The sequence below is a fragment of the Nocardia niwae NBRC 108934 = DSM 45340 genome (genome assembly GCF_001613465.1).
Classification (GTDB): Bacteria; Actinomycetota; Actinomycetes; order Mycobacteriales; family Mycobacteriaceae; genus Nocardia; species Nocardia niwae.
In genome coordinates, this window is sequence record NZ_BDCK01000015.1 from 457221 (window position 1) to 479875 (window position 22655).

Annotated in this window: 27 protein-coding genes and 1 pseudogene; 11 read left to right on the top strand and 17 right to left on the bottom strand. The window is 68.3% G+C overall.

Going from position 1 to position 22655, the window contains the following annotated elements:
* Positions 1-18: 18 nt before the first annotated feature.
* Positions 19-339, top strand: coding sequence for a hypothetical protein (locus NNI01S_RS05925; protein ID WP_063018218.1), 321 nt, complete (start codon positions 19-21; stop codon positions 337-339).
* Here the strand turns inward: NNI01S_RS05925 and NNI01S_RS05930 are convergent.
* Both NNI01S_RS05930 and NNI01S_RS05935 read right to left on the bottom strand, forming a co-directional pair.
* Positions 311-1393, bottom strand: a complete 1083-nt coding sequence (locus NNI01S_RS05930) for a hypothetical protein (RefSeq protein ID WP_063917321.1) — start codon at positions 1391-1393, stop codon at positions 311-313. The genes NNI01S_RS05925 and NNI01S_RS05930 overlap by 29 nt on opposite strands.
* A gap of 395 nt (positions 1394-1788) precedes the next feature.
* Positions 1789-2505, bottom strand: coding sequence for a M23 family metallopeptidase (locus NNI01S_RS05935; RefSeq protein ID WP_084488518.1), 717 nt, complete (start codon positions 2503-2505; stop codon positions 1789-1791).
* A gap of 184 nt (positions 2506-2689) precedes the next feature.
* Between NNI01S_RS05935 and NNI01S_RS05940 the strand changes: the two genes are divergently transcribed.
* The gene (locus tag NNI01S_RS05940) at positions 2690-3001 is read left to right on the top strand and encodes an ArsR/SmtB family transcription factor (protein WP_084488521.1); all 312 of its coding nucleotides are present in this window, start codon (positions 2690-2692) and stop codon (positions 2999-3001) included.
* Positions 3002-3046: 45 nt separating this feature from the next.
* Here the strand turns inward: NNI01S_RS05940 and NNI01S_RS05945 are convergent, their stop codons facing one another.
* Complete coding sequence (locus tag NNI01S_RS05945; RefSeq protein WP_063018220.1) at positions 3047-4033, bottom strand: glycosyltransferase family 9 protein; 987 nt, start codon at positions 4031-4033, stop codon at positions 3047-3049.
* Positions 4034-4246: 213 nt separating this feature from the next.
* On the opposite strand from NNI01S_RS05945, the gene NNI01S_RS05950 reads away from it, so the two are divergent.
* Together NNI01S_RS05950 and NNI01S_RS05955 are read left to right on the top strand one after the other, a co-directional pair.
* Positions 4247-4834 (top strand): HdeD family acid-resistance protein, encoded by a 588-nt coding sequence (locus NNI01S_RS05950; protein ID WP_063018222.1) that lies wholly within the window; start codon positions 4247-4249, stop codon positions 4832-4834.
* A 173-nt stretch (positions 4835-5007) separates the two neighbouring features.
* Positions 5008-5313: a hypothetical protein gene (locus NNI01S_RS05955; RefSeq protein ID WP_063018224.1), complete on the top strand. Its 306-nt coding sequence runs from the start codon at positions 5008-5010 to the stop codon at positions 5311-5313.
* 131 nt (positions 5314-5444) lie between these two features.
* Here the strand turns inward: NNI01S_RS05955 and NNI01S_RS34280 are convergent, their stop codons facing one another.
* The gene (locus tag NNI01S_RS34280) at positions 5445-5597 is read right to left on the bottom strand and encodes a hypothetical protein (protein ID WP_157114605.1); all 153 of its coding nucleotides are present in this window, start codon (positions 5595-5597) and stop codon (positions 5445-5447) included.
* Between the two features lie 392 nt (positions 5598-5989).
* Between NNI01S_RS34280 and NNI01S_RS05960 the strand changes: the two genes are divergently transcribed.
* The 4 genes from NNI01S_RS05960 (at position 5990) to NNI01S_RS05975 (ending at position 8645) form a co-directional block, all read left to right on the top strand.
* Positions 5990-6475, top strand: a complete 486-nt coding sequence (locus NNI01S_RS05960; RefSeq protein WP_063018226.1) for a DUF4383 domain-containing protein — start codon at positions 5990-5992, stop codon at positions 6473-6475.
* Positions 6476-6868: 393 nt separating this feature from the next.
* On the top strand, positions 6869-7195 hold the full coding sequence (locus NNI01S_RS05965; RefSeq protein ID WP_063018228.1) for a hypothetical protein: 327 nt from the start codon (positions 6869-6871) through the stop codon (positions 7193-7195).
* A gap of 182 nt (positions 7196-7377) precedes the next feature.
* Positions 7378-7749 carry a hypothetical protein gene (locus NNI01S_RS05970; protein WP_245675985.1) on the top strand — a complete coding sequence of 124 codons (372 nt, stop codon included), beginning with the start codon at positions 7378-7380 and terminating at the stop codon, positions 7747-7749.
* 56 nt (positions 7750-7805) lie between these two features.
* The gene (locus NNI01S_RS05975; RefSeq protein ID WP_063018230.1) at positions 7806-8645 is read left to right on the top strand and encodes a patatin-like phospholipase family protein; all 840 of its coding nucleotides are present in this window, start codon (positions 7806-7808) and stop codon (positions 8643-8645) included.
* Positions 8646-8967: 322 nt separating this feature from the next.
* Here the strand turns inward: NNI01S_RS05975 and bfr are convergent, their stop codons facing one another.
* The 4 genes and pseudogenes from bfr to NNI01S_RS35880 all read right to left on the bottom strand — a co-directional run.
* Complete coding sequence (gene bfr / locus NNI01S_RS05980; RefSeq protein WP_063018232.1) at positions 8968-9447, bottom strand: bacterioferritin; 480 nt, start codon at positions 9445-9447, stop codon at positions 8968-8970.
* A gap of 58 nt (positions 9448-9505) precedes the next feature.
* Complete coding sequence (locus NNI01S_RS33265; protein WP_084488523.1) at positions 9506-9697, bottom strand: (2Fe-2S)-binding protein; 192 nt, start codon at positions 9695-9697, stop codon at positions 9506-9508.
* Positions 9698-10266: 569 nt separating this feature from the next.
* Positions 10267-10731: a Zn-ribbon domain-containing OB-fold protein gene (locus NNI01S_RS05985; protein WP_245675986.1), complete on the bottom strand. Its 465-nt coding sequence runs from the start codon at positions 10729-10731 to the stop codon at positions 10267-10269.
* 122 nt (positions 10732-10853) lie between these two features.
* A pseudogene (locus tag NNI01S_RS35880) lies at positions 10854-11083 on the bottom strand (SDR family oxidoreductase); the annotation flags it as partial.
* 248 nt (positions 11084-11331) lie between these two features.
* On the opposite strand from NNI01S_RS35880, the gene NNI01S_RS05995 reads away from it, so the two are divergent.
* Positions 11332-12927 carry a GMC oxidoreductase gene (locus NNI01S_RS05995; RefSeq protein WP_084488526.1) on the top strand — a complete coding sequence of 532 codons (1596 nt, stop codon included), beginning with the start codon at positions 11332-11334 and terminating at the stop codon, positions 12925-12927.
* A gap of 20 nt (positions 12928-12947) precedes the next feature.
* Here the strand turns inward: NNI01S_RS05995 and NNI01S_RS06000 are convergent, their stop codons facing one another.
* From NNI01S_RS06000 to NNI01S_RS06005, 3 genes are all read right to left on the bottom strand, one after another.
* Positions 12948-13211, bottom strand: a complete 264-nt coding sequence (locus NNI01S_RS06000; RefSeq protein ID WP_063018236.1) for a cold-shock protein — start codon at positions 13209-13211, stop codon at positions 12948-12950.
* A gap of 16 nt (positions 13212-13227) precedes the next feature.
* On the bottom strand, positions 13228-13395 hold the full coding sequence (locus NNI01S_RS34285) for a hypothetical protein (protein ID WP_157114606.1): 168 nt from the start codon (positions 13393-13395) through the stop codon (positions 13228-13230).
* 190 nt (positions 13396-13585) lie between these two features.
* Positions 13586-14005 carry an Hsp20/alpha crystallin family protein gene (locus NNI01S_RS06005; RefSeq protein ID WP_063018785.1) on the bottom strand — a complete coding sequence of 140 codons (420 nt, stop codon included), beginning with the start codon at positions 14003-14005 and terminating at the stop codon, positions 13586-13588.
* 145 nt (positions 14006-14150) lie between these two features.
* On the opposite strand from NNI01S_RS06005, the gene NNI01S_RS06010 reads away from it, so the two are divergent.
* Positions 14151-14537 carry a MerR family transcriptional regulator gene (locus tag NNI01S_RS06010; protein WP_063018238.1) on the top strand — a complete coding sequence of 129 codons (387 nt, stop codon included), beginning with the start codon at positions 14151-14153 and terminating at the stop codon, positions 14535-14537.
* A gap of 1 nt (position 14538) precedes the next feature.
* On the opposite strand, the gene NNI01S_RS06015 is transcribed toward NNI01S_RS06010, so the two are convergent.
* The 6 genes from NNI01S_RS06015 to NNI01S_RS06040 all read right to left on the bottom strand — a co-directional run bounded on the left by NNI01S_RS06015 (position 14539) and on the right by NNI01S_RS06040 (position 20635).
* Positions 14539-14958 carry an ATP-binding protein gene (locus NNI01S_RS06015; RefSeq protein ID WP_157114607.1) on the bottom strand — a complete coding sequence of 140 codons (420 nt, stop codon included), beginning with the start codon at positions 14956-14958 and terminating at the stop codon, positions 14539-14541.
* Between the two features lie 310 nt (positions 14959-15268).
* Positions 15269-15715: a response regulator gene (locus tag NNI01S_RS06020; RefSeq protein WP_063018242.1), complete on the bottom strand. Its 447-nt coding sequence runs from the start codon at positions 15713-15715 to the stop codon at positions 15269-15271.
* The gene (locus tag NNI01S_RS06025; protein ID WP_063018244.1) at positions 15712-17337 is read right to left on the bottom strand and encodes a sensor histidine kinase; all 1626 of its coding nucleotides are present in this window, start codon (positions 17335-17337) and stop codon (positions 15712-15714) included. The genes NNI01S_RS06020 and NNI01S_RS06025 overlap by 4 nt, the downstream gene beginning before the upstream one ends.
* Positions 17334-18581, bottom strand: a complete 1248-nt coding sequence (locus NNI01S_RS06030) for a PP2C family protein-serine/threonine phosphatase (protein WP_439956115.1) — start codon at positions 18579-18581, stop codon at positions 17334-17336. Before NNI01S_RS06030 ends, NNI01S_RS06025 begins: the two co-directional genes overlap by 4 nt.
* A 558-nt stretch (positions 18582-19139) precedes the next feature.
* Positions 19140-20156 (bottom strand): fused (3R)-hydroxyacyl-ACP dehydratase subunits HadA/HadB, encoded by a 1017-nt coding sequence (locus NNI01S_RS06035; protein WP_063018246.1) that lies wholly within the window; start codon positions 20154-20156, stop codon positions 19140-19142.
* A 149-nt stretch (positions 20157-20305) separates the two neighbouring features.
* Positions 20306-20635 (bottom strand): DUF732 domain-containing protein, encoded by a 330-nt coding sequence (locus NNI01S_RS06040; protein ID WP_169812926.1) that lies wholly within the window; start codon positions 20633-20635, stop codon positions 20306-20308.
* A gap of 400 nt (positions 20636-21035) precedes the next feature.
* On the opposite strand from NNI01S_RS06040, the gene NNI01S_RS06045 reads away from it, so the two are divergent.
* Positions 21036-22556, top strand: coding sequence for a catalase (locus NNI01S_RS06045; protein WP_063018787.1), 1521 nt, complete (start codon positions 21036-21038; stop codon positions 22554-22556).
* Positions 22557-22655: the final 99 nt, after the last annotated feature.

Sequence of the window (22655 nt, forward strand, 5' to 3'; positions counted from 1 at the left end):
CTATTAGTGTTCTGCGTCATGTCGCGCCGCTTGTCCTGCCAGTGGTGTGGGCGGGAGATCGTGGAATCGGAGGCCGGCCGCCGTCGCCGGTACTGCCGCCAGTCCTGTCGCCAACGCGCCTACGAACACCGCAACAGCTTGAAGGGGACCGGGATCCCCGACGACGCGGTCGTGCTCAGCGCCCACGAGGCGGCCGACCTGGCCGATCGCTGGTTCGCTGCCCGCTGCGCCGCCGAGGACGTCGCCACCGCCATCGCGGAGGGGGCGACCTCCGACGAACTCGCCGCCCTGGGTAAGACCCTGGTCGCACTCACCCGTGACGCGGAACGCCTCCGCTGACCGGCTCCTCCGCCGCACGAGGACGCGCCGCGCCGGCGCCGCGGTGGCGTAGATACACCGCGCCGAGCAGCACTCCGACGATCGTGGCGAGTCCGCCTGCCGCCAGACCGGTGGCCGGGTCCGGGTGGATCAGCGACTGCGCCCGCATCGCCTGCCAGAAGACCAGCGCGAGCAGCCCGGCGTAACCGGCGGCCAGCACGCCGACGACGGCGGCGCGGGCGCGTTCGGGCCGCAGCCAGCGGTAGCGCGGAGCGAGCCAAGCGAGCGCGACGGCCACCAGCAGCAGCACCTGGATGCCGTGCAGGCCGACGAAGTGCGGCACGCGCAGGTCACCGCCGACGGTGCTCCAGTGCGTGATCGGCATGCCGCGCATGGCGTCGCGCGGGGCGAGTTCGCCCGAATCGGCCAGGACCGTGTGCCCCGCGGCCAACTCGACCACTCGTCCGTCGCTGTCGCGGACGAGTTGCTTACCGGTGAAGCCCATCAGGTAGCCCAGTGCCATGCCGACGACGGCCAGCGCCAGACCGGCGTGGACGGCCCGCGCTGTCGGACGGTCCACCAGCCGCTGCCAGGCCAGGATCAGCACGATGATCAGATTGGCGAGGAACAGGCCGGGCACACCGGAGGCGAAGACCATCTGCCCGATCGAGTTCACCGGGTCGTCCTGGGTGTTGAAGTGACTGAACGTGCCGCGGGCGGCTTGCACCACGATGAAGCCGACGTCGACGAATCCGGTCACGGCGAACACCGTGCCCAGCCACCAGGTGGCGCGGCTTCCCTTGTGCGGCAACGACAGCAACCATGCCAGAGTGAGGCTGTAGAGGAAGAAGGCGAGGCCGAACTTCATCGGCTTGAGCCACACCGACTCGCCGAGCAGCGTGCGGTCGTCGACCAGCATGGCCACGAGGCAGAACAGGACGAGCGCGGCCATCGCGGTGACCGTGCCGAGGAGCGGTCGATGCAGTCGCGCGCGCCCCGCGATCGGCATACTCGTCCGGGATCGCGGCGCCGATGACTCGCCCTGCGGCGCGGCGGCGAAGTGTGTTGTGGACATGGACCGAACGTAGGAATCACGGGCCCCGCAGGGCGTCCCGCCGCAGCGCCATTCGCGTCTAGTACCCCGGTATCGGATCGCGCGGGCGGGCGATACCGCGGGGGCGGCACGGTCGGCCGTAACCGGCTCGGTTCTCGTTCGGTCTCAGCCGTTTCACGCGGAGGCTCCCGCTTCGCCGAAGTACTTCGCGGGTGGGCAAGTTCGAGAACACGACGGTGTGCGGCTGGTCGACCAGCTGGGGGATCGACATGGTCGGGTGCCGCGTTATCGCTCGCCGGTTCCAGGTGAGCGGGAAAGGGCCGCGAACGCGCCGTTGCGTTCGCGACCCCGTCGCGGGCGACGGCATTGTCGCCGAGTTCGTCCGCGGGCTCTGCTGTCCACGAACAGGAGCGGGATCAGTCCTCCGCCGCGTACCCGACGTCGATGCCGCGCTCGGCCAGCCAGGGGTGCGGATCGATCGGTGCGCCGTTGGGCAGGTGGACCTCGTAGTGCAAATGCGGGCCGGTGGAATAGCCGCGGTTGCCGACCGTCGCGATGACGTCGCCCGCGCGGACCGGCTGACCCACGTCGACGAGGATGTCGTTGACGTGGCCGTAGACGCCGACAGTGCCGTCGTCCTGTTGCACCCGAACCCACAGACCGAAGCCGGAGGCGGGTCCGGCCTCGATCACGACGCCGTCGGTGACCGCGGCGATCGGCGCCCCCAGCGGGTCGCCGAAATCCAGGCCCGCGTGCAGCGTGCCCCAGCGGGTCCCGAAATTCGAGGTGAGCTCTCCGGCCGCCGGGCGGACGGTCTTGGGGCGGGTGAAGTCCTGCACGGGGCGGTTCGGCTCCCACGGTGCGGGCAGCGGGGCGGCCTGCGGCGCCTGGGTCTGGTGCGGGGCGAAGACGGCGAACTGCGTCGTACCCTCGGCGGGGCGGATCTCGCCCGAGGCGATCTTGCCCGCGACGAGGCGGGCGGACGCGTCGGTGTCCTGGTCTTGGTGCGCCGCGGCGAGGATGCCGACGGAGGCGGTGACGATGGCGGAGGCGGCGACCACGCGGGTGGCGGCGCTGTCGCGGCGCAATCGGCTCATGCTCCGGCGCATCGGTAACGGAAAGGTCACGGGCATGAATCGAACGTAAGGGAGCCGCCGCGCCGTTCCGCAATCTTGTGGCAATCCTCACCGGCGGGCGAATGCCCAGGTGGAAGATCACGGGTGGGTAACGATGCGGCGCCTTTCCGTGCATGAGCTGGGAAAACGCCTGAGTGCCCAAGAGTTGACCGGCGAAACGCCGGAGGCCCACACTATGTGAGTGGCGACTAATGGAGTTCGTGCCCTGACGGCGCTGGCGGACCCGACCCGGCGCGCTGTTTTCGAAGCTTTGCCGCAGCAGCCGCGCTCCGTCGGCGATATCGCGCACGAACTCGGCGTGACCAGCTCGGCCGTCTCCCAGCACTTGCGTGTGCTGCGCGAGGCGCGGTTGGTCATGATGCGGCCGGAAGGCAACCGGAGGCTGTATTCCCTCGACCCTCGGGGCCTGGCCGACGCCCGCGACTATCTCGAGCAGTTCTGGCCCAGTGCGATCGCGGCGTACTCCGCGGCGCTCGCGACGGCGAACGCCTGACCCGCGCGCCGCGTGTCCGTCATCCCGGGTGGCGCCGGGAGTGGGTCATCCGACGCGCCGATACGCCGGCTTGCGACGGTCGGTGTTCGTGCCGGGCCAATTGCGCTTGCTCAGTTGCTTGTCGACCGCGTTGATCACCTCGGTGACCCCGATCTGCAACAGGCCGGGGTCGGTGGTGTCGGCCTCCGGGTCGCCGACCTGGCCGGTCCACAGCACCGCGTGCCTGCCCAGCAGGTGCGCGGGCGGGCCCGCCCACCGGGGCGGCGTCGGCCCGAACAGCAGGACGGTGCGGGTGCCGAACGCCGTGGCCAGATGGGCGACGCCGGTGTCCCCGCAGATCACCAGGGCGGCCTCGGCGACGGTGGCGGCCAGATCGATGAGGTTCTGCTCTCCGGCGAGCACTCGGCCGACGGGGAGCCCCGCCCGTGCGGCGATGCCCAGCGCGAGTTGGCGTTCGTTTTCGTCGCCGGTCAGGACCACCTCGCGCCCGAGTACCAGCAGGTGCCGGACGACCGCGGCGAAGCGGTCCGGGGGCCAGCGGCGGGCGGGCGCACCGGCGCCGACGTGCACGACCACGCAGTCGCGGCGGCTGGTCGTCGATACCGGCGGCACCAGCCCGAGGTTGCGTCGATCGGCTCCGATCCCGTCGTACTCGAGCAGGTGACACCAGCGGTCCACCTCGTGCATGTCGGTTTCCCACTCGGGGCCGGATAGCTCGGGAAACGCGGCGTTGCGAAAGGAGAGGATGCGTCCGGGTCGGGTCCTGGACAGCGTGACGATGCTTTCCGCGCTCGCGCCGTGCAGGTTGACCGCCAATTCGGGTGGCGGCGCGTCCCAGCGCAGGCTGCCCGGATCTGCGGTCGGCACGAGTGCGTCGACCGAGGCGATCAGGTCGACGATGGGCTTGAGTCGCTGCGGTGCGGCCAGGACGATGCGATCGTTCGGTTTGGCCCGGCGCAGTGCACGTAGAGCCGGGACCGCGGTGAGTAGATCACCGAGCCCACGCGCCTGCAACACGAGCAGAACCGCCACCCTCTTCTCCTAGCCACCCGAGTCTCACCGAACCCCGACCCACCCGTTCACCCCAGGGGCGCCAACGAAGAGTCACTTAGGGATGACTACCCGACCGGCTGGACGGCGAAACGTGAACTCCGGGCAACGCTGTGGGACCGGCGGGACAAGCGTGGTGCGACCGGGTCGGCAAATGATCAGAAAACACACGTACATCGGCTATAGCATCAAGGTATGACGACAAACAGCGTGGTAGAGGGTCCCTTGCAGTCTCTTGCCCGCCGTGCGTGGCAAACCATTCTGCTCACCGGCGTTCTGGCGGTGATCCTCGGCATTCTGATCCTGGTCTGGCCGGACATCACCCTGCAGGCGGCAGGCATCGTCTTCGGCATCTATCTGGTGGTCACCGGCATCCTGCAGTTGATCGCGGCCTTCGGCGCACCGGCCAGCGCCGGGCTGCGGGTGCTGGCGTTCATCATCGGCGTCCTGTCCATCGTGGTGGGAGTGTTCTGCTTCCGCGACGAACTGGCCTCGATCCTGCTGCTCGGCCTGTGGATCGGCATCGGCTGGCTCTTCCGCGGGATCGCGCTGCTGGCGGCGGCGATCTCCGAACCCGCGATGCCCGGGCGCTGGTGGCAGGTGTTCTTCGGCGTGGTGACCGCGGCCGCGGGTGTCGTCCTGATCGTCTGGCCGGTTCGGTCGGTGGCCACGCTGGCCGTCCTGGCGGGGGTGTGGCTGATCATCCTCGGTCTCATGGAGATCGTCGTGGCGTTCGGGGTCCGCAGGGACGCCAGGATGGTGGGCGCCGCGCACGCCGCCTGACAACGGATCTACCCGGCCGGGCGCGATCTGCGCCCGGCCGGCCCGTGTCGTGTCTCCCGTTGCCGTGACCAGCGCGGTTCCGTCGCGCTGGAACTCGTGACAGAATCACAGGCGCATTTTCACGAGACGTCGGCTTCGGGGTTGGTCGACATCGAAAAGAACTGGAGGCACGAATGATTCGTACTGCTGGGTTTGTCGGTGCGCTGGCCCTGGCAGGGGCCGCGGCCCTGCTGTCGGCGGGAACGGCGCAGGCCGCGGTCGGTACGCTGTCGATCAACGGTGAGCTGCACGCGGATCCGGTGGGCTGCTTGAACACCGACGGCACCTTCTACACCACATTCCAGATCACCGTCGTCAACAGCACCGATCGTGCCGTCACGCTGTACTCCGGAAGGGACTGCACCGGTTCCGTGGTCGGCGAGCTGCCCGTGGAGAAGATCGGTTACCTGCCCAAGGGCGGCAGCGTCTCCGTCGGCTGAGCAGCCGATCGTCACGGCGGCCGAGGCGTGCCGCCACCCAGCGCATGAGTTGCCGGGGTGGCGAGAGCGCCTCGGCCGCACATCGCTCGTCGGCGTCGATGCCGCTGGTGGCCTCGCCCCCGACGAGCCGGTCAGCGCGCGCGCGGCCAGTCTCCCGGGCTCGGCACGGTGGACTCCGCGATCACCGGCACCGGCATCGGCGCGGCGGCGGCCGCGCGGCGACGTCCTCGCGGATCCCATGCCATCGCGGTCGCCGCTCCACCCAACAGGACGACCACGATCATCGCCACAACACACCAGACCAACACGGTATCGCCTTCCTGGCAGCACCATCCGTTTGACAGACTGCGTCGGCTTACCAAGGCGGACAGTTGTTTTCGAGTCGCGGACAGTATTCACCGACGCCCCGGCGCGCGCGAGTCCGCGAGGGACGCCGAACTCTTCGCGACGCCGCCCGGAGATCGCGATGGGCGCCCACGCGGACGGCGCACCAGCCCGAACGCCGAATTCTTCGTATGACAGTCGCGCGATCCGGAGACGGGAATCACGGCCGCGACATCGCTGTCCGGTGTGTGGGTGGCGTCTCAGTGCGCAGCTGCTGTCTGTTTGCCCCGTTTCCGTGGGGGTAGCACGGTGAGGGACGGAGGTCACCCACATCGGAAGGGCTGGTTCGGCGATGTCGAATTCCACAGCAGGCGCGACTACGGATCGGCGGTCTCCCCTGCAGGTCGCCGCAACGGCGGTAGGAGTGGTGTTCCTCCTGGTCGGAATCCTCGGTTTCATTCCGGGGATCACCACCGACTACGACGATCTCGACTGGGCAGGGCATCACTCACAGGCCCAATTGCTCGGTCTGTTCAGTGTGTCCGTGCTGCACAACGTGGTTCATCTGGCGTTCGGGCTCGCGGGCGTGCTGGCCGCCCGCACCGCCGCATCGGCGCGCGCGTACCTCGTCGGCGGCGGTGTGGTCTACCTCGTCCTCTGGCTGTACGGACTCGTCGTGGACCAGAACAGCGACGCCAACTTCGTGCCGCTCGACACGGCGGACAACTGGCTGCACTTCGTCTTGGGCGCCGGAATGATCGCGCTGGGAGTGGTCTTGGCGCGACGGCCTGCGACCCAGGCGCCCGGCGCGGGCGGGCAGACCGGAATCCTGGAGTAGCGTGACGCCGCAACTGCCCGCCACCGGAGTCTCCTGCTGCGCGCGGCCGTTCGGCGCGTAGAGGCCGTTCGAGCGCCCGTCCGATCCGACGGCCCACCGTTCTAGTTCTGTGGTCGATGCAACCGCGATCGGCAGGCTTCGGAAGCCGCCGTCGCTCAATGGATCTCGGTACCTTCGATAGCAGCATGCCGCCTGGTAGCCAGCGGCGTGCTCGGTCTGCGCATGAAGTGGTAGTCCGATTTCTGGGCACTGCACATGTTGACATCGACTGCTGTTGACAACATATGATGTCAATTACTTGCTCGGCCTGCGGTTGGATGCGTCCACACCGCGTGAACCGCAGGGTGCAGGCGCTTCCACCACTTCAGCTACGACCGCGGCAAGGGAGTACCGATGAGGGCCAAACCACCCGCGCTGGGATATCTCCGCAAGGACGTCTCGGGTGTGTCCCAGGACTGGGACGAAGCGCAGATGCGGAGTTTGGCGAAGCGTCTCGGCTACGAGCTCTGCAAGACCGTCACCTTCGGCGCCGGTACCGACGCGCCGGTGGAACGCCTGGTCGACGCCGTCCGGGCGTTCGGTGTGGACGCGGTCATCGCACCCGGTCTGCATCACTTCGGCAACGCGGTGCCGGGCGAGCTCGTCGATGTGTGCGACCTGATCACCGTGACGCCCCAGCAGACGTATTCCCGTTCGTCCCTGTCGCGGATCTGGGCATAACGGACCCTCGCTTGCTCGCGGTCGGGGCAGCCGAGAGTTCAAGTGCTGCTCCGCTCTACGTCGTCATGGCGGCACGTGACCGTGGAGGGTTGTCGGCGACACGTCCGCTGAGCGGTGCTAACGAAAAACGCGTCCTTCCGATCACCAACCTACGGGTCGAACCTGATCAGTGAGGAGCTTCGATGAAAAGGTCTGCTGCCGCCGTCGCGCGGCTGGGGGTGGGTGCTGTTTCGGGACTGGCCTGCGTGGCGATTGCCGGAACGGGCCCGGCGCAGGGGGCGCCGCAGGATTGCGTCGTCGAGCGAGAGATCTTCAGCGCCTCGGCGACCTGTCCCGGTGACGGCGTGGCCGACGGCGCCGAATATGTCCTTCGAGTGGAGTGCGTCGGGGTCTACAGCTCAGGACCGTTTCCGCTCTACGCTGTCGGGACCTACATCCAGCTCAGCTACCCGTTCACGCCGAACGGTCAGCGCACGACGACAGGATGCATGAATTGGGGCCCCGGTTTGCTCGGGGTGGTCACCAACGCCTCCGTCGAGAGCTATCACCGCTGAGGTGGTCCGGATACCGAGGGGCCGAATGGCTTCGGCTGGACGGATAGGCTTGCGGCATGTCGGAGACGGTGGCACCCCAAGAGTTTTCGGTCGCGCTCGTGCTGGGCGGGGGTGGGCCGGTCGGCCTCTCATGGTTGGCTGGGCTGGCCATCGGGTTGCGGGACAACGGTGTCGACTTGGCGCTCGCGGACCGCTTCGTGGGCACCTCGGCCGGGGCGGTGGTCGGCGCGGTGCTGGCCGACGGTGGTAACCCGGCGCGTTTGCTGCGTGCGCGGTCGACTTCCGCGCCGGTGCAGGCGAATCCAGCACGGATGGGGGAGATCTTCGCCGTGCTGCGCACTCCTGGGCAGGATCCCGCCGAGGCGCGTCGCCGGGCGGGTGCACTGGCCTTGGCCGCCCAGGTCGGCGATCCGGACGAGCACATCAGGCGCATGGGCGAGCTGGCCGGTGTGGCCCAGTGGCCCGCGCGCGACCTCGTCGTCACCGCGATCGATATCACCACCGGTGAGCTGCGGGCGTGGACCAGGGACGGCGCGGCGTCGTTACCCGAGGCGCTGGCGTCGAGCACCGCGGTGCCGGGTGTCTTCCCGCCGATCCCGATCGACGGGAGCCACTACATCGACGGCGGGCTGCGCTCGCCGGTCAACGCCGACCTGGCCGCAGGCGCGGATGTCGTGGTGATCGCCGAACCCTTGGCACATATGTTCCCGCGCATCCCCAGTGATCGCGAATTGGCTTCGGCCACAGAGATTTCCATCGTTCCCGACTCCGACGCCATCGCCGCGTTCGGGCTCGACGTGTTCGCCCCGGCCGCGCTGGCCCCCGCGCACGCGGCCGGGCTGCGTCAGTCCGCCGAGGCGGCGCAGCGACTGAAGGACGTCTGGCCGAACCACTGATCGATTCGCCCTTCGCTCTCGGTCAAGCGGATATCGCCGAACTGCTCGCGCCCCCTTCGCGTATCCGATGGTGGCCGCTGTCCCGGCTGAGGCCGCATCCGCGTCGGACGTGGTGATGCGGCGTCGACGGCCGAAGCATTCACCACCGACATGGCGGTGCCGGTGTGGTGAAGCGGGACCCACGCGTACCCCTGGCGAGCCACGCTCGATCGGTCGCTTGTCGGCGCCCCACCGAGCACCGGAAAACGACTGACCGGCGATACCCCCGGCGCGGCGCACCGGACGGCATCGCCGGGCCGTCCCAGCGCGGCGGAAGGCAGGGTCAGTCGCCCGGGGGCTCGGTGAAGCGCTGCAGGTACAGCGGCTCGCCCAGCTTCTCCACCAGATCGAGTTCGGTCTCCAGGTAGTCGACGTGCTGCTCCTCGTCTTCGAGGATGTGCTCGAAGATGCGCGCCGAGGTGACGTCGCCGCGCGAGCGCATCAACTCGATGCCCCGCCGGAGCCGTTCCACCGCTTCCAGCTCGATCTGCAAATCGGCCCGCAGTTGCTCCGGCACGCTCTGTCCGATGCGCAGCGGGTTGAGCTTCTGATAGTTCGGCAGCCCTTCGAGGAACAGAATCCGGTCGGTGAGGAGCTCGGCATGTTTCATCTCATCGATGGACTCGTGCCGAGTATGCCGCGCCAGCTTGGTGAAACCCCAGTTCTCCTGCATCTTGGCGTGCAGGAAGTACTGGTTGATCGCCGTGAGTTCGGCCGTCAGTTGCTCGTTGAGCAACGCCACGATGTCCTTGTCGCCGTCCATAGCAGCGATCGTGGCACAAAATGGGCGCAGCGCGGCAGAGACCGCCTGGTGTGTCGCTTCAGGCGGCCGTGGGTTGCGCTCCGGTCGTCGCCCGGGCGCGGCCGAGTACCTCGGCCAATCGCGCCGTGCAACTGCCGCAGCCGGGTTTCCAACCGCAGGCGTTCTTCACCTGGCGGATGCTGTCGGCGCCGGCCGCAACGCAGGTGTGCACGTCACCTTCGGACACCGCGTTACAGATGCAGACGTACATGAAGCCTCACAACCAGGATCACCTTTCCACTGAGGTTAGCCTCGACTAACGAGGTAAGCCTCCCCTAATGTATAGCAGCTTCGTCGGCCGGGGGGAACCCCGACATGCGGCCGTGCGCATTTTCCGGCGCGACGGTGGGGTTGGCTTCCTCGGTGGGCGCAGGTCATCGGCCCCGTTCGACCTGGCCGACCGGGACGTCGCGATCGGCGGCGAACTCCTGGGCCATGCCATGCCATGCACGCGCTCGCTGATGACGTTGCGCGCCGTCTCGGTGCTGCCGCCCGCGCCAAGCTCCACGCGGAGCGAAACGGGTAGTCCACGCCGACCTCGGCCGTATCGGCCACGTCCACCGGCGCGTGGGTTGCGAACCTTCCGGCTTCGCCGCCGGACCCGACTATCGTGTCGATGCGCGGGCCGTTCATCACCGGCCACAACCGGGGCGGCGACCGCGCCCGGCTCGCCGAGGCGTGCCGCTCAGCCGTCGACGCGATGGCCTCGCCGGTGTGGCTATGCGCGGGCTCGGCACTGCCGGTGAAATCGGGAGGCGCCGGTCGGGCGCCGGCACCGCGCTACGGGGATCGACGCGTGGCGTCCGAGGCCCGCGCATCCGGGTTGACCGCGAAGACCGGGAACCTCTCCCCGTGCGGACGCGCGCGGAATCGCACCCGTACCGGCGCCGGACGGGAGGGCAATTCGCCTTGGATCGTCGTATACAACCACGGACCTTCATCGAGTTCGACGATGGCGATCGTGGCACGCTCGGCCCCGGCGTGCGGGTTCGCGGCGCACTGCAGCACTCGCCACGACACGATCGACCCGGCGCCGGAGGACGGCACCCACTCGAGATCCGCGGATCGACAGGACGAACAGGTGTCGAACAGCGGTGCCAGCAGTCGGTCGCAGCACCCGCAGCGGCGAATCATCAGCGTCGCCTCGGTGTGGGCGGCGGAGTAGTCGTCGACGTTTCGGGTGCGCTTCGAGTCGTACTGGCACATGGAAGCCTCGGAGTGGTCGTGCTGACAGGAACCGGCCATGTCAGCTTCCCGTGAACGCAGCCCCCGCGCGACGGCCGATCGGCCGCGGGTATACCTATTTTTCGCGGCCCATGCCCCCGGGCCACCCGCCAGCGCGCCGCTCGACCGGCCGCGCCCAGGGGCCGGAAGGCCGCGACCACGCCGCCGTCCACGAGCAGGTCGGTGCCGGTGAAACCGGCTTCGGGTCCGAGCGGGAATGCCGCCGCGGCGGCGATGTCGTCCGGAGTGCCGGGACGATCCGCCGCGGACATCCCACCACGGCCCGCATACCGTCCCCGGCCTGGCCTGCCGATTCCTGCCGGCCCATCGGAGTCGCGATGACGCCGGGACTGATCGAATTGACCCGGGCGCCGCACGCGTCCACACGCCGGCGGCGCTTGCACCCGCATGGCGGGGTGCCGACATAGCCGTCGTCCACGCCGAATGCCTCGGCGTCGAACCGGCGGCGGATACGTGCCCGCAGTTCGGGAAGATCGCGCCTGTGACCTTTGCTACAGATTCGCCACATACCGGACAGTCATGTCCGGTCATACTACTGTCCCGTAGCGGCCGTGGTCGGCCGCGCGGGCCCGGCTCGCGTCTGATTTTCGAGGGTGTGTGATGTCAGCAATTACGCGCCGGTCACTGTTGACCGGGGCTGCCGCGGCGGGTGGCCTCCTGGTCGCCGCGCGCTACGCGAACACGACGAGTCCGATCGCCGCGCGGGTGAACAGCGTTCCGTTCACCCGGGAGGAGCATCGGGTGGTCGTCATCGGATCGGGGTTCGGCGGCGGTGTCACCGCCCTGCGCCTGGCCGAGGCCGGAGTCCGGGTGCTGGTGCTGGAACGGGGCCTGCGCTGGCCGACCGGTCCGAACGCCGACACCTTCCCGCGCGCCTCGGCGCTGGACAAGCGGGTGCTCTGGTACAAGTCCAGTCCGGTGCTGTTCGGTAAGCCATTGGTCTTCGAGCCGTTCACCGGACTGGTGGAAGCGGTGCCCGGAGCCAATATGACCGCGCTGTGCGCGGCGGGAGTGGGCGGTGGATCGCTGGTCTATCAAGGAATGTCCTTGCAACCGGCGCAGGCGGTGTTCGACACCCATTTCCCCGAGGCGCTCGACTGGGCGGCCATGGATCGCGTGCACTACCCGCGGGTCGCGCGCATGCTCGGTTTGGCGGTGGCCCCGGACGAGCTGATCGCCAGCCCCAGCTACGCGGCGTCGCGGGTCTTCGCCGACCATGTGCGGCGCGCCGGGCTCCCGTTGTCGAAGATCCCGATGCCCATCGACTGGAATTACGCACTCGCCGAACTACGCGGGGAGATGAAGCCGTCCTACACCAACGGTGACGGCGCCATGGGGGTGAACAACGGCGGCAAACACTCGGTAGACGTCACCTATATCGCCGCCGCCGAGGCGACCGGCCTGGTGACGGTCGAGTCGCTGCACCAGGTCACCGACGTCGAGCGCGCCGCAGACGGCCGCTGGATCGTCCACGTCGAGCGCCTCGACCCCAGCGGCGCCGTGCTGGAGAACAAGATCATCACCACCGGCGCACTGGTGATGGCGGCCGGAAGCCTCAACACGACGAGGCTGCTGATGCGTGCCTCGGCCAAAGGGCTCGTCCCCGACATGCCCGACGGCCTCGGGCAAGGCTGGGGCACCAACGCCGACCGCATCTATCTGTGGACCGATCCCACAGCGAGTTTCGGTGCGGCGCAGGGCGGTCCGGTCGTCTACGGAAGCAAGAACTGGGACGATCCACACGCCGCCCACACCGTCATCCAGGCGTCCATCCCGCCGATGGGCGCCGACGCCGACAGCACCATGATGGTCGGGTACGGCGTCAGCGACAGTCGTGGCCATTTCGTCTACGACGCGGCCCGCGACGACGCCGTTCTGCAGTGGCCGCAGGACGGTGACAGCTACATCCAGGACAACCACATCGGCCCCGCCGCGCACCGGATCGCCGGTCCGGCAAGCATTCTCACCGACACCAACCTGCTGTTCCCGTCGACGTGGCATCCCTTGGGTGGCGCGAGTATGGGGGCCGTCTGTGACCTGGACGGCCGGGTGCACGGTCAGCGCGGCTTGTACGTGCTCGACGGGGCGCTCATGCCCGGGAACACCGCTGCCTGCAACCCGTCGATGACCATTGCGGCGGTGGCCGAGCGAGCCCTGGACAACTTGGTCGCCCAGGACGTCGGCAGGATCATCTGACCGGCTCCCAGCCGGGCCGGTCACCGTGGTCGAGCGTCGCGAAGCAGTGGACGCACGGCCGTCGCTTCGGGGCCGCGCTTGCGCATGGCAGCCGTGAACAGGACGGGCTGGCCCGCGTACAACGATTTGTAGCCGGTCATCTCGATGCTGGTGTACTCGACGAACACCTGCACGGGATCGTCCGCGGGCTGGAGAAAGCCGAAACCCTTCTCGATGTTGAACCAGACCACCGTGCCGCGCCGCCAGAAGTCCGCCGCGGCATGGTGGTGGGGTCGGCTCGTCATGAAGGATCGGTCCCGGTCAGGCGGCGTCGCGGTGCATCGGATCGGCGTGCATGATTCGCTGCCACCAGGCGTCCAATGGGCTGGGGTCGGGCCAGACGACCGCCGCTTCGGGCGCAGCTGCGGACTCGGTCGGTGCGTGCAGCGGGTCGGGCAGATCGGTGCATGCCATGAGCGAACTCTCCATCAGGTGGTCCTCCGCAAGGATACCGCTGGGTGGTAACGCCTTTCGCGTTCCGGCCAGGGGCGGGCCCGCGCATACGGGCCCGCCCGGAGCGGGGGATACGACACGTGTTGTCAATCGGTTCCGGCGTCACTGACTGCGACATCACCTCGCTTTCGGGTCGGCCGTGCCTTTCGCGTTCGCTGCGGCGATCTCAGGCGTCGATCACCTTGTGGCCGTTGCCGCGACCGATCTCGATCTTGCGCGGCTTGGCCTTCTCCGCGACCGGAATCGTCAGGCGAAGGACGCCGTCGGTGTAATCGGCCCGAATATTGTCCGTGTCGAGGTTCTCGCCGAGGAACAGTTGACGGCTGAACACGCCGCGGGGTCGTTCCGCGGCGATCATCTCGCGGCCCGAGTCGAGTTCCGGGCGACGCGCGCGCACCGTCACCACGTTGCGCTCGATGTCCAGGTCCAGGGACTCGGGGTCGATACCGGGCAGGTCGAATTCGACAACGAACTCCTCACCCGCGCGCCAGGCATCCATCGGCATCACCGCGGGATGTGCCTTCGTGCCGAACACCTGCTGCGTCAGACGGTCCAGATCGCGGAACGGATCGGTGCGCATCAGCATGGTCGCCACCTCCAACTCACTCCATTCTCCGTAGTAGGGGCCAGATAACCTCTGTCATCTGGCATAGATTTTTTATAGCATCGAGAGAAGTTGAGCGCAAGGCGCTAAACTAGGAAATCTATTGGGCAACGAGAAGTGAGGATGGATGGCGCAGGAGAGGGCCGACTCCGGGCACCTGCCCGATCCCGGTCAGGCGGTGTACGGGATCTCGGTCGCCGCAGGGCTGGCCGGCATCGGCGTGCAGACGCTCAGACTCTACGAGCGTCACGGGTTGCTGACTCCCGCGCGCAGCGACGGGGGCACCCGCCGCTACAGCGGCAACGACCTCGCCCGGCTGCGGCGGATCACCGACCTGGTCGCCACGGGCGTCAACCTGGCGGGCATCCGCCGCATTCTCGATCTGGAGGATGCGAATGCCGACCTGCACGCGGACAACGATCGGCTGTACGCGGACAACGACCGGCTCCAAGCTGACAACGTCCGCTTGCGCGATGCGCAGGACGACTCATCCGGCCCCGGCGTAGGCGCGTGACCTATCCCGTGAAGCGCGTGCGCAGATCGACCACCGTACCGGAATCGCCGGTGGTCACCGTGACGTCGGGAATCAGCGCGCGGATCAGCGGCATGCCGCGTCCGCGCAGCGAATCGGCCTGCGGGTCGGGTTGTTTCCAGCGACCGCTGTCGGCAATGGTCACCCGGAGCTCGTCGCCGTCGATCGACGCGCGCAAGCGAACCACGCCGCCATCGCCGTGATGGCCGTGCTCGACGGCGTTGGTGCACGCTTCGCCCACGGCCAGCAGCACGTCATAGGCGGGCGCCGCCGCCATGCCGCACTCGGCGAGCCATTCCTGGAGGGTGTGGCGGACGCTGGCCAATTGCACCGCTTCCGCGGGGAAATCCAGCTCCAGCGGCGTCATGGCGTGGGGTAGCGGGACCCGCTCGCCCGCGCTCACGACCGCGCACCAGCCGCCGGGAGCAGAGTGCGTCTGTCGTTGCCCGGTCTTCCCGTCGTCGTGCCGTGCCAGGGGCGTCGATGCGCCGTCACCTCGTTACCTCCCTGTCGGGGATCGGTGCGCTGTACCCGCGCCATGCCGAGCGCGTGGACCATCATCGGGCTCGGCTGCCGTGTTCGCCGCGCGTGTGCTCCCCGAGGCTATACCCAGTTGATCATTGCCCATTCGTCGCATCGTTCCGTCCGTGAGAACCAGGCCATCCGTGACATCCGGAAAGCGATGTGCCCCAGCGCACTGCCCCGGGGACGCCTCACAGACTCTGGCGCGGCAGGCGGACGACCTGGACGAAGAAGTCATCGATCTGCTTGATGGCCGCGACGAACTGGTCCAGGTCTACCGGCTTGGTGACGTACGCGTTCGCGTGCAGCCGGTAGCTGCGCAGAATGTCCTCTTCGGCCGCCGAGGTGGTCAGCACGACCACCGGAATGTGCGACAGATCGGGGTCGGCTTTTATCTTCTCCAGCACTTGCCTGCCGTCGTATTTGGGCAGATTGAGGTCGAGCAGGATCAGATCCGGCCGGGGCGCGTCCGGGTGCCTGCCTTGGCGGTAGAGGAACTCGAGTGCCTCCTCGCCATCCCGGGCGACGTGCAGGGTATTTCCGATCTTGTTGTCCTCGAAGGCCTCACGCGTCATCAGCTCGTCGCCGGGGTCGTCTTCCACGAGCAGGATGTCGATGGGCTGGCTGGGGGTGGTCACGCGGGGGCTCCTTCATGGACGGGGACGTCGGCGGTAACGGCGGTGCTGTCGGCTTCGGCGGCGCGCAGGGTGAAGTAGAAGCGGGCGCCCGCCGTGTAATCGGTGTCGATCCAGATCCGGCCGCCGTGGTACTCCACGATCTTCTTGCAGACGGCCAGCCCGATGCCGGTCCCGCTGTACTCCTCACGATTGTGCAGCCGCTGGAAGATGACGAACACCTTCTCGGCGAATTCGGGCGCGATCCCGATGCCGTTGTCGGAGACCGACAGCAACCAGCCGCTGCCGTCCTCGGCCGATTCGCAAGTGATCTCGATCTCGGGTGCGCGGTCGGGCTCACGGAACTTGATGGCGTTGGCGATCAGGTTCTGCCACAGCATCGTCAGCAGTGTCGGATCGCCGACGATCTCGGGCAACTCGTCCGGGCGCCGGATGCAGGTGGCGGTATCCTCGATCACCGCGGAGAGGTTGGTCAGCGCCTTGTCGAGGGATTGGCCGAGGCCGGTCGGTTCGGTGCGGTCGGTGATCCGGCCCACGCGGGAGAAGGTGAGCAGGTCGTTGATGAGCACCTGCATCCGCTTGGCGCCGTCGACTGCGAAGTCGATGTACTGCTTGCCGCGCTCGTCGAGCTTGTCGCCGTAGCGTTTCTCCAGCAGCTGGCAGAACGACGCCACCTTCCGCAGCGGCTCCTGCAGGTCGTGCGAGGCGACGTAGGCGAACTGCTCCAGCTCCGCGTTGGACCGGCGCAGTTCTACCGCCTGCAGGTCGAGATCGGTTTTCTGCTCGGCGAGGGCGGCTTCTTGGGCCCGCGAGGATTCCAGCTCGGCGACGATGCGCCTGCGCATGCTCTCCACCGCGTTGGCCACCGTCGCCAGGTCGGCCGGGCCGTGGGCGTCGATGTGGTGATCGAAGTCGCCGCCCGCCACCCGCAGCGACGCGTCGGTCAGGGAGCCGAGGGGTCGGACGATCAAGCGCCGGATCAACACGGTCAGCAGCACGCCGGTCAGCAGGAACGCTATAACCATTCCGGCCAGCACCGCGTCCCGGACCGCGCGGGTGTGGGCGAGCTCGTCTTCGTCGTCCGCGATGGCCGCCGCGAGACTGTTGTTCTGGGCGTCGAAGCGCGTGCGCAGCTCGTCGAACAGCGGCTTACCGCGTGAGGGGGTCGAGGGATCGATGCCGCGGGTCGACCCGGAGGCCAACGCCGCCACCAGCGGCTCGGCGTATTCGGTGCGCCACCGCTGCGCCGATTGCTCGACCGCGTCGAGCTCGTCGAGCAGCGGCTGCCGGTCGGCCAGCAGCTCCCGCAGCCGGGCCACCGACTGCGCTTCGTCGCGGATGCCGTCCTGGTAGGGCTGCAGGAACTGCCGGTCGGCGGTGATGCCGTAGCCGCGCAGCCCGGTCTCCTGATCCACCAGGGCATTCTGCAAGCGATAGGCCTCGGTCGCCGCCGGCAGCGTTTTGTCCAGCAGCCGATCGGTCACCCGGTTGGTCTGCGCGATCACCTGCGCCCCCGCCACCGTGCCGATGATCACCACCAGCACCATCGCGGCCAGCACCAGCTGGAACCAAGCCTGGGCGGTCAGCCGCGCGCTCACCGGCGGCCGCACGGTCTCCGTCGTCATCGGTTCTGGTCCTGTCCTCGCCCATCGTCGTTCCATCCCAGATACAGGATGGCGACGTCGTCGTCCAATCCGCCGGACGCCCCCGCCAGCGCCTCGACGCGGCCGATCAGTTCGTCCACGAACCAGTCGGGATCCGGGGCGTGCACCGCGCGGGCCACTTCCATGAGACCTTGCTCCCCGAGCCGTTCGTGATCCGTCCCGACTCGTCCCTCGAAGAGGCCGTCGGTGAACACCATCAACCCGGAGCCCAGCGGCAGGTCCAGCTCCTGGAGGGGCCACTCGGCTCGACCGGGCAGGAAGCCGAGGGCGGGCCCGCCGGGCACCTCGACCCAGTCCAGTCCGGACGCCGAGCGCAGCAGCATTCCCGGGTGCCCGGCCCGCAGCACCCGAGCCCGGCGCCGGCCCGGATGCAACATCAGGCTGGTCACCGTCGCGAAGGTCTGTTTGCCGGTCCGTTCCGCGAGCAGAACCTGTTCCAGCAGCCGCAGTTGCCGCGCACCGGTCACCCCGCTCAGGACCAGGGTGCGCCAGGCCAGGCGCAACGCCACGCCGGTCGCCGCCTCGTCGGGGCCATGCCCGGAGACGTCGCCGATGACCGCGTGCACCGTGCCGTCCGCGTCCTGCACCACGTCGTAGAAATCGCCCCCGAGTAGCGCGTGCGCCCGCCCGGGACGGTAGCGTGCCACCACGTCGACGACCCGCTTGCCGCGCAGCAGCGGCGTGGGCAGCAAGCCGCGTTCCAGGCGCGCGTTCTCCTGTGCGCGCATATTGATCGCCTGCAAAGCCGCGCTGGTGCGCTCGGCCTGCTTGCGCTGGATCGCGTAGCGCACGGCGCGCCCGAACAGCTCCGGCTCCACCCGGCCTTTGACGAGATAGTCCTGGGCTCCCGCCGCGACCGCAGCCAAACCGGTCTGCTCCTGATCGAGCCCGGTCATCACCACGATCGCGACCTGGTCGGTGTGCCGGCGGATGCGTTCCACCGCCTCGAGCCCTTGGGCGTCGGGCAGATGCAGGTCCAGCAGCACACAGTCCGGTTCGGCGGTGGCCAAGTGCTCGGCGGCCTCGGCCAGCGATCGGACCCAGTGCAGTTGCAGGCCCGGCGCGCCGTCCACGACCAATTCCTCGACCAGCAGGGCGTCCCCCGGATCGTCCTCGATCAGGAGCACCGAAGGTTGCTGCCACGGCCACTCCGCGCCCACGATCACCTCGGGATCGTCGTCTGTCCCGTCACGCCGCACGGACACCACCGGTCGCGGGTCCTCTTGTGGCAGAACGAATGACAGCACCATTGCCGTCGTCGGCAAACACCGACAACCCGGCCTCCGATCACCATGGGGCGGCACCAGCGCACGCCGACTGTCTCAGCGGCCGTTTGCTGGACCGAGAGGCAGTCAAGATCGTATCCGATTCTCCATAGGACCGAGACATGGCGCCGTCGACTTGCGCGGAGGCAGCGACAGCCGGGGAGGGAGCAGAAATCAGACCGTTGTGCCCGTCAGTTCCGCGGCGCCCCGCTCATCCCGGATTACGCCATGGCGGCGCGGGGAGCGAAGTTCCGCCAAGCTGCGGGCGACGACCGTGGCATGGACCGCGATGACGGCAAGGGAAGCCGAGCCGATCACAGCAAGAAGCACAACCACGACAGATACCGGTCCTTTCGGGTGCGAGCGGGCCGGTTGCCCACTCGATCGGGTGCCGAGTTCGCGTCCGCCGGTCCCGGCGGGCGCGCGCTCCGCCTCCAACGTGCCCCGGCTGTCCCGGACCAAACTCTTCGGTTGCGGCGGCGCGAACGGCTCGTGCGATCACGCGAGGGCGACCTCGGCCGTCGCGCGGCCGAAGATCTTGCGTCCGTCGTGCTCGGCGGTGATCGCGACGGTGGCGGTGCGCGTCTGCTCGTCCAGGTGCTTCACCCGGCCCGAGAACTCGATCCGGCCGCCGGTCACGCCGACGTGGACGGGATTGGTCAGACGCACGTTGTAGGAGCGCAAGGCAGTGGGATCGCCGAGCCACGAGGTGAGCAAGTCCACACTTAGCCCGATGGTGAACAGGCCCTGCGCGACAACGGTGTCCAACCCCAATCGCGCCGCTGCCTCGGTGCTCCAGTGGATGGGGTTCGGATCTCCCGCGACTCCGGCGTAATTGACCAGATCGCCGCGGCTGACCGTGAGCGCGTGCGGCGGAAGCTCCGCTCCGAGACGCACGGTGTCGAACCGTCGCCGTGCTTCCGGGCTCGCCGGTATGGCGGGTGTCTCGAATGCGTGTTCTCCGCCGTTCCCCACGTAGCGCGGATGCGCGGCGCGGCGCTGCTTGCGCGCCTCCGGGCGTGCGCCGTGCATCACGACCGCGTCGAACCACGTGGGCAGAGCCTCGTCGGCCCGCCCGACCAAACTGGTCCGAGAGGTGACGACCGGCCGGTCGTCCTGGTCCACGATGGTCTGGCGCAGGCCGATGAGGTCGCCACCGAACGCGTGCCGGAACGAGTCCAGGCACATTTCGAAGCTGATCCGGTCGCCGGCCAGCAGCGGGCGGTGGAATTCGATCATCTGATCGGTCTGGATGGTCCGGCTCAGGTCGTAGCCGGGCAAGATCGTGTCGAACACCTCCGCGTAGGCGAGATAGCCGGGCACCGCGCCGAAGGTCGGGGGAGCGAGCAGGCTGCCGTAGCCGAGATCGGCCGCGGCGCCCTCCGACCAGTGCGCAGGGTGGTGATTGCGGACCGCGCGGGTGTACTCCCGGATCTTCTCGCGGGCGACCTCGTAGTAGTCGCTGCTGCGATACCGGCGCCCGACCATCGAGGCGGGAACCGCGGTATCGGTCATGTCGTTCGCACTGGATATGGCAGGGATTCTGGACATCGCGGGGGAATCTACCCAACGAGAGCCGGAATTCCGGTCAGCCCGCATCGCACGCCGTTTCGCGGCCGCCGACCAACGCGGACCGCGCGGCGTCGAGCGCCGATCGTGGCGGTTCAGCAGAGATTCCGCTCGGCGGCCACCACCACGGCCGCGGCCTCGTCCACCGGCTGGTGCGCGCTCACCTGAACCACGACGTCCGCTTCGGATGTTCCGGCGGCCAGCTCCCGGCATACCGCGTACCCCAGGTCCAGCAGCGCCGCGGCCACGCCCTCACCCGCGGTCCGTACTCCGAGCCGCTGTAGGTCGGCGAGGTAGCCGCGCGCCGCGCCGCGCGGCGCGTGCGCCCGCGCTTCGGACACTATGAACACCGCCGTGACGGCGGAGAGGGATAACGCACAGACGACCAGCACCCCGCACAGCGCGAGCTTCATTTCGTTTCCCATCGAAAGAATATGGCGTCGGACGTAATTCGGCATGCGACAGCCGACGCAGCCTAGCGGTCCCTCCGAGGCCGTACCAAAGAGCCGCTGTCCTGGTCGTCGGCGCACCGGTTCTCCGCCGGATGCGGCGGTCGAACCGGCTCCCCTGTTCCGCCCGGCAGGAGTTTGAGCGGTGGACCCCGGGGAAGCCGATCGACAGGACCGACGGGATGGGCGTCGACATTCGGTTCGTTGTGACCGCGTTCCTCTGCGGGCCGGTCGGGGTCGGCCGATGGTCGACGGTCGTCACGCCTGCGCCGCTCGTCGAGCGCGCGGCAACGCGCCGCACGCCATGTCGCAGTCGTCGCTCGTCCCGGCGGTGTCGTCGCAGGCCTTCGCCCGCGGCTCGGAGGAGAGGAGAGAGATGTCGGTTCGCAACCACACCACCGACGACGCCGGGATCCCGGTTCCCAGCGACGAGCATTCGCTGACCGTCGGACCCGATGGGCCGATCCTGCTCCAGGATTGGTATCTGATCGAGAAGATGGCGGCGTTCAACCGGGAACGCGTGCCCGAACGCCAGCCGCACGCGAAGGGCGGCGGCGCGTTCGGTGTCTTCGAGGTCACCCATGACGTGAGCGCCTACACCATGGCCGACGTGTTCCAACCGGGGAAGAAGACGGAGATGCTGGCCCGTTTCTCCACCGTCGCCGGAGAGCGCGGCAGCCCCGACACGTGGCGGGATCCGCGCGGGTTCGCCCTGAAGTTCTACACCGAGCAGGGCAACTTCGACATGGTCGCGAACAACACCCCGATCTTCTTCGTCCGCGACCCGATGAAATTCCAGGACTTCATCCGCTCCCAGAAGCGCCGCGCCGACAACAATCTGCGCGACCACGACATGCAATGGGATTTCTGGACGTTGTCACCCGAGTCCGCGCACCAGGTGACCTGGTTGATGGGCGACCGCGGCATTCCGCGCACCTGGCGGCACATGAACGGCTACTCCAGCCACACCTATATGTGGGTGAACGCCTCCGGGAAACGGTTCTGGGTCAAGTACCACTTCAAGACCGATCAAGGCATCGAGTTCTTCACCCAGGACGAAGGCGATCAGATGGCGGCGATGGACACCGACTATCACACCCGTGATCTGTGGGAGTCCATCGAAGGCGGCAATTTCCCGAGCTGGACGCTGAAGATGCAGATCATGCCGTTCGAGGAGGCGAAGACCTACCGGTTCAATCCCTTCGATCTCACCAAGGTGTGGCCGCACGGCGACTACCCGCTGATCGACGTCGGCAAGATGACGCTCGACCGCAACCCGGCGGATTATCACACCGAGATCGAACAGGCGGCATTCGAACCGAGCAATTCGGTGCCCGGCACCGGGCCCAGCCCGGACAAGATGCTGATGGCGCGCTGGTTCTCCTACCCCGACGCGCACCGGTACCGCATCGGCGCGAATTACAAAGAAGTGCCGGTCAATACGCCGCATGCCACCACCGTCCGGTCCTACAGCAAGGACGGCGCACTGCGTCACCACAACCCGGGCGATCCGGTCTACGTGCCGAACTCGAAAGGCGGCCCGCATGCCGATCCCGCCGCCGCGGGGCCGCCCGCGACCTGGCACTCCGACGGCGAACTCGTGCGCTCGGCCTACACCCTGCACCGGGACGACGATGATTGGGGTCAAGCGGGAACCTTGGTCCGCGACGTGCTCGACGACGCGGCGCGCCAGCGCCTCGTGGACAACATCGTCGGACACCTGCTGAACGGCGTCTCCGCGCCGGTGCTCGACCGGGCGTTCGAGTACTGGCGCAACATCGACAAGCATCTCGGCGACCGGGTCGAGGCCGGAGTGCGTGCGAAGCAGGACGAACGCGACCCGAAAGCTGCGGGCCAGGCAAATCCGGCGCGCTCGTCGGCACAGGTCAAAGCCTGACCGAAAGCGCTGAGCGGCCGGTGACGCCGGCCGCCTCGGCGCGCCTCTCGGTGGTTATCGTTTTGTTATATGGCCGTCGTGTGTCCCGCGCGGGCTGTT